The sequence below is a fragment of the Halomonas sp. A3H3 genome (assembly GCF_000982975.1).
In the GTDB taxonomy this organism is placed as follows: Bacteria; Pseudomonadota; Gammaproteobacteria; order Pseudomonadales; family Halomonadaceae; genus Vreelandella; species Vreelandella titanicae.
In genome coordinates this window covers 2,256,041-2,271,904 of record NZ_HG423343.1, presented here as the reverse complement: position 1 = coordinate 2,271,904, position 15,864 = coordinate 2,256,041, and the positions used below count along the sequence as shown (strand labels likewise).

At 54.3% G+C, this 15,864-nt stretch carries 15 protein-coding genes; 11 read left to right on the top strand and 4 right to left on the bottom strand.

Features of this window, described 5'->3' with window-relative positions:
• The first annotated feature begins 117 nt into the window (after positions 1–117).
• The 6 genes from paaA to paaZ all read left to right on the top strand — a co-directional run bounded on the left by paaA (position 118) and on the right by paaZ (position 6,153).
• Entirely contained in the window at positions 118–1,104 is a 987-nt protein-coding gene (paaA, locus tag HALA3H3_RS10135; RefSeq protein ID WP_022521443.1) for a 1,2-phenylacetyl-CoA epoxidase subunit PaaA, read from the top strand.
• Positions 1,105–1,238: 134 nt separating this feature from the next.
• Complete coding sequence (gene paaB, locus HALA3H3_RS10130) at positions 1,239–1,520, top strand: 1,2-phenylacetyl-CoA epoxidase subunit PaaB (RefSeq protein WP_022521442.1); 282 nt, start codon at positions 1,239–1,241, stop codon at positions 1,518–1,520.
• Positions 1,521–1,531: 11 nt separating this feature from the next.
• A complete protein-coding gene (gene paaC, locus HALA3H3_RS10125; RefSeq protein WP_022521441.1) occupies positions 1,532–2,356 on the top strand; it encodes a 1,2-phenylacetyl-CoA epoxidase subunit PaaC in 825 nt (274 codons plus the stop codon).
• Positions 2,340–2,939 (top strand): 1,2-phenylacetyl-CoA epoxidase subunit PaaD, encoded by a 600-nt coding sequence (paaD, locus tag HALA3H3_RS10120; RefSeq protein ID WP_022521440.1) that lies wholly within the window; start codon positions 2,340–2,342, stop codon positions 2,937–2,939. Before paaC ends, paaD begins: the two co-directional genes overlap by 17 nt.
• A 19-nt stretch (positions 2,940–2,958) precedes the next feature.
• A complete protein-coding gene (paaE, locus tag HALA3H3_RS10115) occupies positions 2,959–4,041 on the top strand; it encodes a 1,2-phenylacetyl-CoA epoxidase subunit PaaE (RefSeq protein WP_022521439.1) in 1,083 nt (360 codons plus the stop codon).
• 69 nt (positions 4,042–4,110) lie between these two features.
• Positions 4,111–6,153: a phenylacetic acid degradation bifunctional protein PaaZ gene (paaZ, locus tag HALA3H3_RS10110; RefSeq protein ID WP_022521438.1), complete on the top strand. Its 2,043-nt coding sequence runs from the start codon at positions 4,111–4,113 to the stop codon at positions 6,151–6,153.
• A 119-nt stretch (positions 6,154–6,272) separates the two neighbouring features.
• Here paaZ and HALA3H3_RS10105 read toward each other — a convergent pair whose 3' ends face one another.
• The 4 genes from HALA3H3_RS10105 to HALA3H3_RS10090 form a co-directional block, all read right to left on the bottom strand.
• Positions 6,273–7,568, bottom strand: coding sequence for a TRAP transporter large permease (locus HALA3H3_RS10105; RefSeq protein WP_022521437.1), 1,296 nt, complete (start codon positions 7,566–7,568; stop codon positions 6,273–6,275).
• Complete coding sequence (locus HALA3H3_RS10100; RefSeq protein ID WP_022521436.1) at positions 7,561–8,103, bottom strand: TRAP transporter small permease; 543 nt, start codon at positions 8,101–8,103, stop codon at positions 7,561–7,563. Before HALA3H3_RS10100 ends, HALA3H3_RS10105 begins: the two co-directional genes overlap by 8 nt.
• Before the next feature lie 27 nt (positions 8,104–8,130).
• A complete protein-coding gene (locus tag HALA3H3_RS10095; protein ID WP_009286067.1) occupies positions 8,131–9,180 on the bottom strand; it encodes a TRAP transporter substrate-binding protein in 1,050 nt (349 codons plus the stop codon).
• 430 nt (positions 9,181–9,610) lie between these two features.
• Positions 9,611–10,099 (bottom strand): MarR family winged helix-turn-helix transcriptional regulator, encoded by a 489-nt coding sequence (locus tag HALA3H3_RS10090; RefSeq protein ID WP_022521435.1) that lies wholly within the window; start codon positions 10,097–10,099, stop codon positions 9,611–9,613.
• 333 nt (positions 10,100–10,432) lie between these two features.
• On the opposite strand from HALA3H3_RS10090, the gene HALA3H3_RS10085 reads away from it, so the two are divergent.
• The 5 genes from HALA3H3_RS10085 to HALA3H3_RS10065 all read left to right on the top strand — a co-directional run bounded on the left by HALA3H3_RS10085 (position 10,433) and on the right by HALA3H3_RS10065 (position 15,857).
• Positions 10,433–11,401: an MBL fold metallo-hydrolase gene (locus tag HALA3H3_RS10085; protein WP_022521434.1), complete on the top strand. Its 969-nt coding sequence runs from the start codon at positions 10,433–10,435 to the stop codon at positions 11,399–11,401.
• 75 nt (positions 11,402–11,476) lie between these two features.
• A complete protein-coding gene (locus HALA3H3_RS10080) occupies positions 11,477–13,207 on the top strand; it encodes an FAD-dependent oxidoreductase (RefSeq protein WP_022521433.1) in 1,731 nt (576 codons plus the stop codon).
• The gene (locus HALA3H3_RS10075; protein WP_022521432.1) at positions 13,194–13,394 is read left to right on the top strand and encodes a DUF2783 domain-containing protein; all 201 of its coding nucleotides are present in this window, start codon (positions 13,194–13,196) and stop codon (positions 13,392–13,394) included. The genes HALA3H3_RS10080 and HALA3H3_RS10075 overlap by 14 nt, the downstream gene beginning before the upstream one ends.
• Positions 13,395–13,493: 99 nt before the next feature.
• On the top strand, positions 13,494–14,801 hold the full coding sequence (hmgA, locus tag HALA3H3_RS10070) for a homogentisate 1,2-dioxygenase (RefSeq protein ID WP_022521431.1): 1,308 nt from the start codon (positions 13,494–13,496) through the stop codon (positions 14,799–14,801).
• A 36-nt stretch (positions 14,802–14,837) separates the two neighbouring features.
• A complete protein-coding gene (locus HALA3H3_RS10065; protein ID WP_022521430.1) occupies positions 14,838–15,857 on the top strand; it encodes a fumarylacetoacetate hydrolase family protein in 1,020 nt (339 codons plus the stop codon).
• Positions 15,858–15,864: the final 7 nt, after the last annotated feature.

The window sequence follows — 15,864 nt, the reverse complement described above, 5'->3', positions numbered from 1 at the left end:
TTATCACAAAGTATTAAAGTGACACATAAAAATACCTATTGATAAAATATTTAGTATCACTATACTTTAGGAAAAATAAGCCACACTCCCTGATATATCGACGCCGCGGAGGTCTCTATGTACGCGCAGCTCGTTGAAACCGGTTCTAACAAACTCAAAACGCTCGATGAGATGAGCCCTGAGGAACGCCAGTTCCAGGAGCGCATCAATGATGAAATTAAAATAGAACCCAAGAACTGGATGCCGGACGCCTACCGCAAGACCTTGATCCGCCAGATCTCGCAACACGCCCACTCAGAAATCGTCGGTATGCTGCCGGAAGGCAACTGGCTGACACGGGCACCAACCCTCAAGCGCAAGCTGCAGCTAATGGCCAAAATTCAGGATGAGGCAGGTCACGGCCTGTACCTCTATAGCGCCATGGAAACCCTGGGTGCCAACCGCGACGAAGAGATCGACAAACTCCACGATGGCCGCGCCAAGTACTCCAGCATCTTCAACTACCCAACACTCAACTGGGCGGATATGGGCACTATCGGCTGGCTGGTCGACGGCGCAGCCATCGTCAATCAGGTACCGCTACAGCGCACCTCTTACGGCCCCTACGCGCGCGCCATGATTCGCGTGTGCAAGGAAGAGAGCTTCCATCAGCGCCAGGGGTATCAGATTCTGTTGACCATGATGCAAGAGGGTACCGACGACCAGAAAGCCATGGTGCAGGACTCCATTAACCGCTTCTGGTGGCCCTCGCTAATGATGTTCGGCCCGTCCGACGAAAATTCTCCCAACAGCGCTCAGTCGATGGCCTGGAAGATCAAGCGCCACAGCAACGATGAGCTGCGCCAGCGCTTCCTCGACCAAACCGTACCGCAGCTAGAGCTGCTGGGCTGCACCGCTCCTGACCCGGATCTCAAATATAACCAAGAGACCGGCCACTACGAGTTCGGTGAAATCGATTGGCAGGAATTTTTCGACGTAGTGAAGGGTAACGGCCCCTGCAACCGCGAGCGCATCGAAGCACGCCGCAGCGCCATCGATAACGGCGCCTGGGTACGTGAAGCCGCCGTGGCCCACGCCGCCAAGCGTCAGCACCGAGCAGCCTGAACTGGCCACGCCTGCTTGGGCACCCATGAAAAGCAATAACTCAATTTTTTAGAACCCTATTTTTAAAACGCTATCTTTTAAAACAACATGGAGTCTTGCGAGACGAGACTCCTCTGACCACTGAGGCTTTTCTCATGGCTGACTGGCCCCTCTTTGAAGTTTTTATACGCAGCAAGCACGGTCTTAACCACAAGCACGTCGGCAGTGTGCATGCAGCCGACCGCCGCATGGCAATCGAAAACGCCCGTGAGCTGTACACCCGTCGCAATGAAGGGGTGAGCATCTGGGTGGTTCCGGCCAGCGAAATCACCGCCTCTTCTCCCGACGAGAAAGAGCCGCTGTTCGACCCGTCTAACGATAAGGTCTATCGCCACGCATCCTTCTACAAACTGCCGAAAGAAGTCGGCCACATGTAAGGGAGGTAGCGATGCAAAACATATCTCATCGAAGCTCGGCTCAGAAAAACACAGCTCAAAAAACACAAACCCCGTTGATTGATTACCTACTGCGCCTTGGCGACAACGACTTGGTACTCGGCCAGCGCCACGCACAACTGTGCGGCAAGGCACCAGCGCTGGAAGAGGAACTGGCCTTAATGAACGTGGGCCTCGACCTCTTCGGTCAGGCCCGCAACTGGCTGGGCTATGCTGCTGAACTGATGGCTGCTGAAATGGAAGTCCAGGGCCATGATGCCGACTATTTAGCCTTTCGCCGCGATGCCCAGGATTTTCGCAACCTGTTGCTCGTTGAACAGCCCAACGGTGACTTCGCCGACATCATGGGGCGCCAGTTCCTGTTCGATGCCTGGCACGTACACCTGCTTGATGGGCTGACTCACGCCAGCGACCCACGCATTGCTGAAGTGGCCGCCAAGTCGCTTAAGGAAGCAACGTACCACTTACGTCGCTCCTCTGAATGGGTGATTCGCCTGGGTGATGGCACGGAAGAGAGCCACACCCGCATGCAGCGAGCGCTCGACAACCTCTGGCAGTTCACCGGTGAGCTACTGCAGGGCGACGAGATTGATCAGGCCATGTTAGAAGCTGGCATCGCGCCTGACCTGGAAACCGTTGCCACTCGCTGGAAAGCGACCGTGGAAGAGGTGCTTGAAGAAGCCACGCTGGAGCGGCCTTCTTACGACGCCTGGATGTATACCGGCGGCAAAGTCGGACATCACACCGAGCACCTGGGCTTTCTGTTGGCGGAAATGCAATATCTGCCGAGGGCATATCCCGATGCGACCGTCTGGTAACCATCCGTCTGCGTCTAGCGATGACAGGCTTACCGATGACTGGCCTTCCAGCGACTTGATCGGCAGCGACCGCAGCGGGCTGCCGCCCGCCGGTGACGAAGGCGATGTCAACGCCGTGCTGGCTGTACTACAGGAAGTGCCCGACCCAGAAGTGCCTGTGGTCAGTGTGGTTGAGCTGGGCATTGTGCGCGATATCACTTGGCTTGATGGACGGCTGGTGGTCAATGTAACCCCAACATACTCCGGCTGCCCGGCCACAGAAGTCATCGAACAGCATATCCATGAAGCGCTGGTGGCCGCTGGCTACTCAGACCCGCTAATTCAGCGCCGCCTGTCCCCCGCCTGGACCACCGATTGGTTAACCGAAGCCGGGCGCGAAAAATTGCGCGCCTACGGCATCGCACCACCGGTAGGAAGTGCTAGCAAACGTAGCCTGACCGGCCAGTCTGACCCGGTAGTGCCCTGCCCTTTATGTGGCAGCAACGCGACCGAACGCGTCAGCGAATTCGGCTCTACGGCCTGCAAGGCGCTCTACCGCTGCCGCGATTGCCTGGAGCCTTTCGATTATTTCAAGTGTCTGTAAAACGACGAGACCATTTCCCATGAGCCGATTTCACGCCCTAACCGTCAAGGATGTGCGCAAGGAAACCCATGATGCCGTTTCCATTGCCTTCGACATTCCCGATGACCTGCTGGACGCTTTTCGCTTTACCCAAGGGCAGTACCTGACTCTACGCCGCGACATCGAAGGTGAGGATGTCCGCCGTTCCTACTCGATTTGCACCGGTGTCCACGAACATGAGCTGAGAGTCGCCGTCAAGCTAGTCCCCGGCGGCAGCTTTTCCACCTTTGCCAATCAGCAATTGCAGCCCGGTGACCGCCTGGAAGTAATGCCGCCCCAGGGCAAGTTCTTTGTGCCGCTCGATCCCAGCCGTGAAGGGCACTACCTGGCGGTGACCGCTGGCAGTGGCGTCACACCGATCATGTCGATTGTTTCCACCACCCTGGAAAGCGAGCCAAAGAGCCGCTTTACCGTAATCTATGGCAACCGTTCCACCACGGGCACGCTGTTTCGCGAACGCCTTCAGGATCTCAAGGATCGCTACCTGGAACGCCTCAACATCATTTACGTGTTCAGCCGCGAACAACAGGAAATCGATCTTTACAACGGCCGGATCGACGCCGACAAATGCAACGCCCTGTTTGACCGCTGGGTAGACGTATCCAAGCTCGACGCCGCGTTTATCTGTGGCCCGCAAGAAATGACCGAGATCGTGCGTGGTGTTCTGACCCAACATGGAATGCCGAAGGAAAAAGTGCACTTCGAGCTGTTTACTACCGGGCTACCGACAGCAGGCGCCAAGCGCCGCCAGGCGACGAAAGCGGCCCAGGTGAAAGCAGAAACCTCGCATATCAAAGTGATCATCGACGGCCGCACCATTGAATACGAGCTGCCCCGCAATACCCAGAGCATTCTGGACGCAGGTAACGAGCACGGCGCGGATATCCCTTTCTCATGCAAGGCTGGGGTGTGCTCTACCTGTAAATCAAAGGTCATCGAAGGCGAGGTGGAAATGGACGCCAATTACGCCCTGGAAGATTACGAAATCGATGCCGGCTACGTGCTGTCCTGCCAGTGCTATCCGATCAGCGACAGGGTGGTGCTTGACTATGACGAGGTATAAACCCTAACCCACCTACTTCCAGGCCGGCGACCGCGTCGGCTTAGTCTATGTTTTGCGGGAGAACGCTCAATGCCAGTTTTACAGAGTTACATCGCAGGCCAGTGGTTCGGAAAGACCGAGTCCAAAGCACTGATTAGCGCCATTAACGGCACAACCGTTGCGCATACTCACCAAGAAGAGATCAACTTCCGTGAAGCGGTGGCGTATGCCCGCAACACCGGTGTGAGAAATATGCTGGCATTGGATTTCCAGCAGCGGGCCGCCATTCTTAAAGCGCTGGCCGCCTATATCCAAGAGCGTAAGCGTGAGCTGTATGCCATCTCTCACCACACTGGCTGCACTAAGGCCGACTCCTGGATCGACATCGACGGCGGTTTCGGCACCCTATTTACCTACGCCTCCACGGGCCGCAAGGAACTGCCCTCCGGCAATGTGGCCCATGAAGGCCCGGTGACCCAATTAGGTAAGGATAACCACTTCAATGGCACCCATATTCTGGTGCCCCGCCGCGGCGTCTCTGTGCACATCAATGCGTTTAACTTCCCCATTTGGGGCATGCTGGAGAAGTTCGCGCCGGCCTTTCTGGCAGGCATGCCGTGTATCTTCAAACCGGCAACCGCCACTAGCTACCTGACCGAAGCTGCCGTGCGCGTCATCAACGACTCTGGCCTGCTGCCGGAAGGAGCGCTGCAACTGGTTATCGGCGGGGCCGGTGACTTACTGGATCACCTGGAAGAGCAGGACTTTGTCACCTTTACCGGCTCGGCAAACACCGCTCTCATATTAAAAAGCCACCCTAACATCATGGCGAAGAGCATCCCGTTCAACGCCGAGGCGGACTCGCTCAACAGCGCCATCATGGCCCCGGATGTTAGCCCGGAAGACGAAGAGTTCGAGATCTTTGCCAAAGAAGTGGTCAAGGAGATGACCGCCAAGGCAGGTCAGAAATGTACCGCGATCCGCCGAATTTTAGTGCCTGCCGAGCATCTGGATGCATTGGCGAACACACTTAAGTCGCGGCTTGCCAACATTGTGGTCGGTGATCCTCATGAAGAAGGCGTACGCATGGGCGCGCTCTCTTCCCGTGACCAATTGAGAGACGTTAACCACGCAATTGAACAACTGCTAGAGACTAGTGAGTGCGTCTTCGGCAGAGACGGCAGCTTTAAGCCTGTCGGCCAGGGTGCTGAAAACGGCGCCTTCATTACTCCCCACTTGCTGATCAATCGTAACCCGTTGAACGACGGCGGCGCTCACGACATTGAAGCCTTTGGCCCCGTCGCGACGCTAATGCCCTACAGCGGCATCGACGAAGCCCTGACCATCGCCGCCAAGGGCAAGGGCAGCTTAGTGACCACGCTGACCACGAAAGACCCTGCCATTGCGGCTGAAATGATCCCCATTCTGGCCGCCCAGCACGGCCGCCTGCAGATTCTGGATGCTCAGGCGTCAAAGGAATCCACTGGCCACGGCTCTCCGCTACCGATGCTCAAGCATGGCGGGCCCGGCCGCGCAGGCGGTGGCGAGGAACTCGGCGGCATTCGTGCGGTTCACCACTATCTACAGCGCACCGCCATCCAGGGCTCTCCGAGCATGCTCGCGGCAGTCACAAAGGAATATGTGCGTGGCGCCAAGGTGATCGAGACTGACGTCCACCCGTTCCGCCGCCATTTCGACGACCTGCAGGTTGGGGAGTCACTGTTAACCCACCGCCGCACCGTCACTGAAGCCGACATCGTCAATTTTGGCTGCCTTTCCGGCGACCACTTCTATATGCACTTCGACGACATTGCCGCCAAAGAGACCCAGTTCGGCCAGCGCATTGCCCACGGCTACTTTGTGCTGTCTGCCGCTGCGGGTCTATTCGTTTACCCAGGCGAAGGCCCCGTACTGGCTAACTACGGCCTGGATACACTGCGCTTTATTACACCTGTGTTGGTCGGCGACACTATCCGCGCCCGCCTAACCTGCAAGCGCAAGATTGATCAGGGCCGAACTTCTCCCGATGGGCACCCACAAGGGGTGGTGATGTGGGACGTAGCGGTGACCAATCAACATGATGAACTGGTCGCCAGCTACGACATTTTAACGCTGGTCGCGAAGCGGCAGTAACGTCCCAGCCGATACAACCAGACAAAAATGTAATACAAAAAAACGGATGACAGGGCACTTAACCCTGTCATCCGTTTGTTTAGCAAGGACGTTAATAGAACCGTATTAATAGCGTAGTTTTAATACAGTAACTGCGGCAGAAAAAGCACGATCGCTGGGAATATAAGTACGAGCAGTGCGCGTATGGTACCGGCGACCCAGAAAGGCGTAACGCCGCGGAAGATAGTGCCTGTTGATACGTCCGGTAATACAGCCCGCAATACGAACACATTCATACCGACAGGGGGCGTTATCAAACTAATCTCGATGACGATAACCACCAGTATGCCAAACCACACCAAATCATAGCCAAGCCCCGCCACGACCGGGAAGAAGACCGGCACGGTCAGCAGCATCATCGACATGCTTTCGAATACACAGCCTAGCAGTACGTAAATGGCCAAGATGACGAGAATAACCACGAAGGGGGCCACGTTCAGCCCGGTGACCAACGCCAGGAGGTCATTGGGAAGCCCCGCGCGGTTAATGAAATTAGCAAAGATTAGCGCCGTCAACACCACCGCAAACAGCATCGCTGTTGTTCGCACAGTGTCCATCAGGACATTCATGAGTATCGTCGGCGTCAAAGCACGCTTGAGCAGCGCAATCACAAAGGCGCCCATTGCGCCAATACCCGCCGCTTCGGTTGGGGTGAATATACCCAAATAGATGCCGCCGATAACCAATACGAACAGCGCTAGGGTACTCCCCACATTTTTTAGGGCCGCAAGGCGCTCGTTCCAGGGTACTTTTTCGGCCGCTGGCCCAGCGCTGGGATCACGCCACAGAACCCACTTAACCGCGCCGAGATACATCACAATGCCCAATATGCCGGGAATAAAGCCCGCTGCAAACAGTTCACGGATACTGGTCTCAGTAATGATGCCGTAGATCACCAGCATCACGCTGGGAGGAATCAGTATCCCAAGGGTTCCGCCCGCTGCAATGGAGGCTGCCGCCAGCGAGTCCTTGTAGCCGTACTTGCGCATCTGGGGCATGGCAACACGCCCCATAGTGGCGCAGGTCGCAAGACTCGACCCACAAATAGCACTAAAACCACCACAAGCCACGATGGTGGCCATCGCCTGACCGCCCTTACGGTGTCCAAGAAAACCATTGGAGGCCCGGAATAGCGCATCAGAGAGCCCAGCATGGGACACCAAGTTACCCATCAAGATAAACAGTGGTATCACCGATAGACCGTAGTCCCTAGCGGTGTCGACTACCCGGCGCGACGCCATGGCTTCAGCCGCGTTCCAGTTACCGGTCAGGTAGTAGAAACCCACAAAACCCACGATCCCCATGGCAAAAGCCAGAGGCATGCGCAGGAATACCAATATCAACAGCGCTGCAAACCCATAAAGTGCTTCAATCATGCTTATCTCCCTGGCTGACTGGGCCACCGCACTTAATCACACCCACGCCTTCTAGGAGGTAACTCACCGCTCGACCGAGGGTGAGTAGAGCGGAAAGAAACAGCATGATGGCAATCAGGTAAATAAGGTAACCATCGGGAATGCGTAGAAACTCAGTGACATCGCCCCACTCGAAAGCACGCACGCCCAGTGCCCAAACCCGTGTAGCGATCACCCATAAAGCCACGGCGATAATTAAGTTGACGATCATCTGGCGCAGCCATATCCAGCGCACAGGGAATATGGCATCCAAGAGATCCACGCTAACGTGCTCTTCACGCCAGCATGCTACTGGCAGTGACAAGAACACCACAGCGGCCAGCATCTGCTGGGTCAACTCGACGGTTCCAAGGATAGGTAAATTAAAGAAATAACGGCCTACTACATCAGCAGTCGTCAGCAGCATCAAGGCAAAGAGGGTGGCACCCGCCACCCCCTCCAGCGCCAGCTGCATGACCCTACCGACATTTGACCAGCGAGACGTCAGGATCTGCATAGTCGCCCTCCACTTGGCGAAGGGTAATTATGATTGTGGCACTAAGGATGCCACGCTCTCTTGTGTAGCAGCTTCTTCAAGCTGTTGGTGGAAGTAATCGAGCGCCGCCTGCGCATCGACACCCCGTTCACTTACGTTCTCGGACCAGGTGTCAACCAGATCACTACTGATACCGCGCAGCGTCTCAAGATCTTCGTCGCCGAGGGCTGTAAAGGTATGGCCCTGCTCTTCGGCGAACTCGACGCCCCGCTCATCGGATACATCCATCATGTAGCCAAACAGTCGCGATAACCGCTCACCCGAGACGTCTTCCACAGCGGCACGATCTTCTGCAGACATCTCATCCCAGATACTCGGATTCACTACAATGGTGAAGCTGCCTCGATAAAAGCCCCCATCCACCGTCAAGGTATAGGGAAATACCTCGGCTACCCGAAAGCTTCTAAGGCCTTCCGGCACCAGCATAGCGCCATCAATAACGCCCTGAGAGCCAGCTTCATAGACCCCGGTTGGCGGCAAAGCCACGCCGGTCAGATTAAGGGCATTAGAGAGATCTCCCATGACCCCGCCGCCGACGCGAATGCGCTCGTTCTCTAAATCAGCAAGAGTTTGGTACTGCTCACGACTAAAGATCCAACCCGGGCCATGTACCCCCGCAGCCACCACATCAACGCCGCGATGCTCATCAGCTTGGGCTAAATGCTCCTGATGCGTATGCCAATAAGCAGCAGAGGCGTTCTCCGAGGAGAAGTCTTCAAAGGTAGGAAATTCGGGTAACTGAGTGGCCAGAAAACGCCCTGCGTTATAGCCATGGAATACCCAAGTAGCATCAGCAATGCCGTCGGCGACCATCTCCATCTGGGAGGCGGGAGGTCCGAGGTCGTGCACAACGTCAACGGTCACGCGCCCGTCAGTGGCTTCTTCAATCCACGCTTTCCACGTTGGCCATACCATGGTGTTGATGCCGTGATTGGGACCAGCCCAGGTACTCACGGTGATTGTCGTTTGTGCAAAGGCGGAGGTGCTCAGCGTTGCGGCGGCAATAGCGCCGATCATCAGGTTTGTTGTTTTATTCACTTCTCTTTCCTCTGGTCGTCACGAACTGGGTAAAGCGCTCATCGTTTTTGTTGAATGATGTTGATAAGCCATGCGTGCGGTGGGTGAGATTGCTAGTTAATCACTCATTGCGCCTAACGTGATACTTTATTATTAAAATATAGAAATTATACGAATCACGTTATTTATCACAATGCCTTTAGATACGTGGATCATGCAACGATCCATCAACTAATAGATTCTAATACTTAAGTATTAACTTAAATTATTAAATTAAATTACAACCACTTACACCAAAAACATTGTTTCTTCGAGTGACTATCAATGGCTATATGGGGTTATTTTTCGCCCACTCTTTTGTTACACAAATCTTATCTATCGATACACTAACGACACACCACCGGTAAAAATGCGATTTGTCACCTGGGCTCGACTTCCCAGCATCAAGCCTCTAGCCAATTCTCTCCAGTTGCCGTTCAAGCTTGCGCATTGTATTAAGCAGATCACGATATTCACCAACGCTCAGGGTCGACACCAGGCCGGCCTCCCACGCCTGGGCTTCGGGCACTAACTTATTGAGTAGCGCTTGTCCGGCGTCCGTCAGTTGCAAGTCATGTAGTCGCTGATCCTGCTGTGAGGGCGTGCGGCTTATCAGTCCACGGTCTTCCAGTGACTGAATAGCGCGAGACACGCGAGCCTTATCCATATTGGTGTAAGCGCAGACCTTCTTAGCGGTTAAATCATCACAGTGGCTAAGCCAGGCAAGCACACGCCACTGGGCAATATTGAGTTCATAAGACTCGGCATAAAGCTTCTCTAACGCCTGGCTGATTCGGTCAGCTAAACGGTTAAGCTGATAGGGTAAAAATTGGTTGAGATCCAGCTCTACCCTGGCTGAAGATTCCAGTGACACATCGCCGTCTGCTTTATCCATCGTCATTTTGTTTCTCCTAAAGCCACCGTTTATCAGAAGTGGTGATGACCAAAATCCGCACGATAGCTGGGAATGCAGGCTCCAGCAATGCACCTATCATAAGGTGGAACAGTGCCAACAGATACTCTCCCTTGCAACTAATTTCACGATTTTATTTATTATACTTAAGTATTAATTTGCAACAATCACCTGATTTATTAAGAATTATCGTCAATACGATGCAAAAGACAGAGTGATTCGTCCATGAAACATTGGACATTTAGTTTCATTAGAAACTATCCTTCAAGCACACAACAATTCAATGAATACCTGAATCACCCTGATAGCACCGGAGATAACATGAGCAAGAAATTCGCGTCCCATGCCGATACCGAAGAGAAGAAGATCAGCTTCACCAAGCTGGCAGAAGGGCTCTATGCTTACACTGCTGAAGGTGACCCCAATACGGGCATCGTGATTGGCGATGACAGCGTGATGGTTATCGACACCCAGGCAACGCCCGTCATGGCTCAGGATGTCATCCGCCGTATCCGCGAAGTGACTGACCTACCGATTAAGCATGTGGTAATGACCCATTACCATGCCGTGCGTGTTCTCGGCGCTTCCGCGTACGATGCAGAGAATATCTACGCTAGCCAGAACACTTATGACTTGATCAACGAGCGTGGTCAGCAAGACTATGAGTCAGAAGTCGGTCGTTTCCCTCGCCTGTTCAAGGGTGTGGACTCTGTGCCTGGCTTAACCTGGCCAAACATAGTTTTTCAAGAGAAGCTGACGGTTTACATGGGTGAGCGTGAGGTACAGATCATCCACCTTGGCCGCGGACATACCAAGGGCGATACCGTCGTCTGGCTGCCGAAGGAAAAAGTAATGTTTTCCGGTGACCTCGTTGAGTATGGCGCCACCCCTTACACCGGTGACGCTTACCACGAGGACTGGCCTGCCACGCTTGATCGCCTGCAATCCATGCAGCCCCAAAAGCTGGTGCCCGGCCGCGGTGATGCACTGCAAACTGCCGAACAGTGCCAGGAAGCCATTCAGGGCACTCGCGACTTCCTAAATGATATGTATGGAAGTGTTAAAGCGGGCAAGGCGGCGGGCAAGTCTCTATCCGAGTGTTACGCCGAGACCTACGCGGTACTTAAGCTGAAGTATGGACACTGGGTCATCTTCGATCACTGTGTGCCTTTCGATATCACTCGCTGCTACGACGAAGCAGGCGGCGAGTACCCGGATCCCCGCATCTGGACGGCAGAACGCGATACCGCTATGTGGCACTCGCTACAGGACGCCGTCGAAAATCAGTAAGTGCCACCAGTGACACCCACTGATCATGCCCAGCAGTCGGGTGTCACGCACCCGACGCTGAACGGGAGCAAATAGATGCCAACAACCTATAAAAATCCTGTCTATCCTTATCGGCGCCCGCCTGAACTCGATATTCAAGAAGTTCGCCACTATCCGGTAGTGATTGTCGGAGCGGGACCTAGCGGCCTTGCCGCCGCCATCGACTTGGCTCACCAAGGCGTTAATTCGATTGTTCTGGACGATAACAACACCGTTAGCGTGGGGTCGCGGGCCCTGTGTTTTGCTAAACGTTCGCTGGAAATTGTAGACCGCCTGGGTTGCGTCGAGCCGATGCTTGCAAAAGGCGTCACCTGGCAGCACGGTCGCGTCTTCTTCCAGGATCGCGAGGTCTATGACTTCAACCTGCTGCCAGAAGACGGCCACCGTATGCCCGCCTTTATTAACTTACAGCAGTATTACTTTGAAGAGTTTCTGGTCAACCGCACTCACGACTTTCCAGAGCAAATTGACCTTCGTTGGAAACATAAGGTCATTGATGTCGATGCTCAGCCTGAGTGCTCCGCCATCAAGGTCTCTACCCAGGACGGTGATTACCAGCTGACTTGTGACTACCTCCTCGTCTCGGATGGAGCTAACAGCCGAATCCGAGACATACTGGGCCTTGAGTGCAAAGGCCAAGTATTTCAGGACAGATTCCTGATTGCTGATGTGGTGATGAAGGCCGACTTCCCTACAGAACGCTGGTTTTGGTTTGACCCGCCCTTTCATCCCAATCAGTCAGTCCTACTGCACAAAGAACCGGACAATGTGTGGCGTATCGACTTTCAATTAGGATGTGATGCTGACCCGGAAGAAGAAAAGAAAGAAGAGAACATTCGCCCACGAGTTCAGGCAATGCTTGGCCAAGACGTGGAGTTCGAGCTTGAGTGGGCCAGTGTCTACACCTTCCGCTGCCGTAAGATGGATAACTTCATTCACCATAGCGTGATATTCATAGGTGACGCGGCTCATCAGGTATCCCCCTTTGGCGCCAGGGGCGCCAATGGTGCCCTACAGGGTGTGGATAATTTAGTGTGGAAACTAGCCCGCGTTCTCAAACAGCAGGCGCCAAAAACGCTTTTGTCCACCTACAACACTGAGCGCCAGCATGGCGCGGCAGAGAACATCCTTAACTCGACCCGCGCCACTGATTTTATTACCCCGAAGAGCCATATCAGCCAAGTGTTCCGAGATGTGACGCTGGAGCTGGCTGAGAAACATGCCTTCGCACGTAGCCTGGTCAACAGCGGTCGCCTTTCCATGCCCTGCCGCTATGACACCTCACCGCTCAATACACCCGATGTTAATGGTGGCCCGAGAGAACTGCGCCCCGGCAGCCCGGCCAAGGACGCTCCCATTCGATTGAGAGAAGAGAACGCCTGGCTACTCAATCAATTTGGCGATGGCTTTGTGTTGTTACTAGACGGCCGCTTTGAGGATGGACACACCGACACGCTTGCCGCGCCGTTGAAAGAGCTGTTAGGCCGTCGCACTGATTTAAGCCTGGTGATCGTTGGCCCAGCAACGGATGAGCTTAGCGCTCTACCGCGCACAACCATCGTAGACGATTCCGAGGGGCTAGTGACACAACGATATGGCCTGAAAGCAGGTGGCGGGTACCTTATTCGCCCTGATCAACACGTTGCTGCCCGCTGGCACGCCATCACGGCCCGCAGGGTTGAAGACGCATTAGACCGCGCGTTGGGCGTTTATCTTGCGGGTGCCGCTGACACTACCTTCCAGGAAAGCTGCCATGCCAAGGCTTGAGCTGAATTCGAACTTCACTGATCCGGACGCCTTTTACGCTGCGCTCACGGCGCTACATCGCGACCGAAGCGAGGCAGAAAGCGAGCGCATCAATGCCCGTCTGATCCTGTTGCTAGCTAATCACATAGGCGATCAAGCCGTGCTTGAAGAGGCGATTTCCCATGCGGTTGGTGATGGCGATCAATAGCCGCGCCCCTTGGTTTATCAACATACAGTTTTATCAAAATATAGCTTTATCAAAATATAGCTTTATCAAAATAACGTTCCCATAACGCAGGTCTTAACAATGACTAAACAATTGAAATATCAAAATGGCTTTCATAATCACTTTTCAACCGAAGCGCTGCCAGGGGCATTGCCGACTGGGCAAAACTCCCCTCAGAAGTGCGCTTATGGACTATATGCAGAGCAACTAACCGGCTCCGCATTTACAGCGCCACGTCATCAAAATTTCCGTAGCTGGCTTTACCGTATTCGCCCTTCTGTCGTTCAGAGCGCTTATCAGCCACTAGAAAATAACAGCGTACACACGGCCCCGTTAGACAAGCCAGCGGCGGATCCTAACCAAATGCGCTGGGATCCCGTTTCATTACCTAATGAGTCGACTGATTTTATCGATGGCTTGTTTACCATTGCCGTCAACGGCGATGCGGGTACACAGGCTGGGGTAGGCGTGCATGTCTACACCTTTAATAAAGACATGACCGAGCGGTTTTTCTACAACGCTGACGGAGAGCTGCTGTTTGTTCCGCAACTGGGCGCCATTCGTCTACGTACCGAGTTTGGTGACATCGAGATCGATAATGGTGAAATTGCCGTTATTCCACGCGGTGTAAAATTCCAAGTACGCAGAGCTCAGGGCGTTGATGCTGTGCGGGGATATATTTGCGAGAACTACGGTAGTCCCTTAGAGCTACCAGGCCTCGGCCCTATCGGGGCTAACGGCCTAGCAAACCCGCGTGACTTCCAAAGCCCTGTGGCAGCCTACGAAGACCTCGAAGGCGACTACCGCTTAGTGGCTAAGTTCTCTGGTCGTTTCTGGGAGAGCAAACTCGACCACTCGCCGTTAGATGTGGTGGCGTGGCACGGCAACTGCGCGCCTTATAAATATAATCTTGCCAACTTTAACACCATCAATACGGTTAGCTTCGATCATCCGGACCCGTCAATCTTCACCGTATTGACGTCACCCTCCGATACACCGGGAATGGCTAATATTGATTTTGTGATTTTTCCGCCACGCTGGATGGTTGCCGAGAACACCTTTAGACCGCCCTGGTTCCATCGCAATCTAATGAGCGAGTTTATGGGGCTTATTCATGGCGAGTACGATGCAAAAGCTGAAGGCTTCACCCCTGGCGGCGCCAGTCTACATAACTCAATGTCGCCCCACGGCCCCGATGCTGAGACATTTGAGAAAGCCTCCAACGCTGAGCTTAAGCCCCACTTCATAGGCGATACACTGGCCTTCATGTTTGAAAGCCGCTACTTCTTTCACCCGACCCCTGCGGCACTGAATGCTGACTTCCGTCAACGTGATTATGTGGATGTTTGGTCGACGCTGCGCTCCCACTTCAACCCAAGCCAGACCTGAACCCTATACCACCCTGACGACAAGGATTGAATCACTATGAAACTGGCAACACTTAAGCAGGGCCGCGACGGAGAACTCATCATCGTCTCGCGTGACCTCTCCCGCGCTGTGAGCGCCGTTGATATTGCTCCCACACTTCAGGCTGCCCTTGAGAACTGGGAAGCGGTTAGCTCTCAGCTTGAAGAGCGCTATGCTCAGCTTAACAGTGGTGGTACTGAAAGCGCTTTTAAGCTTGATCAAAGTGCGTTGCACTCCCCGTTACCGCGTGCCTATCAGTGGGCTGACGGCTCCGCCTATCTGAACCATGTCCAGCTGGTACGCCAGGCGCGTAATGCCGAGATGCCTGAAACCTTCTGGACAGACCCGCTCATGTATCAGGGCGGTAGCGACTGCTTCTTGGCACCCACCGATGATATCGAGGCGGTGAGCGAAGAGCATGGCATCGACTTTGAAGGCGAGATCGCTGTTATCACCGATGACGTCCCGATGGCAGTCACGCAGAAGGAAGCTGCCAAGCACATTAAGCTAGTAATGCTGGTTAACGACGTGAGTCTGCGTGGTCTGATTCCAGGTGAACTCGCAAAGGGGTTCGGTTTTTTCCAAGCAAAGCCCGCCTCTTCGTTCTCGCCCATTGCGGTGACCCCAGATGAACTGGGCGATGCCTGGCAGGATGGTAAAGTGAACCTGCCACTGACCGTGCACTTGAATGGCGAGAAGTTTGGCGAGCCTGAAGCCGGGCCAGATATGATTTTTAACTTTCCACAGCTGGTTGCCCATGCGGCTAAGACCCGCTATCTCGGCGCAGGTGCTGTCATTGGCTCAGGCACTGTTTCCAACCCGGATCCCGACGGCGGCCCTGGAAAGCCGGTGGCTGACGGTGGCGTTGGCTATAGCTGTCTAGCCGAAGTGCGCATGGTGGAGCAGATACTGTACGGCCAAGTAAAAACCCCTTTTATGCGTTTTGGCGACCGGGTTCGTATCGAGATGTTCGACCGCGATGGCAACAACATATTTGGTACGATCGATCAGCAAGTAGTGCAGTACCAGCCCAAATAAAGGAAGG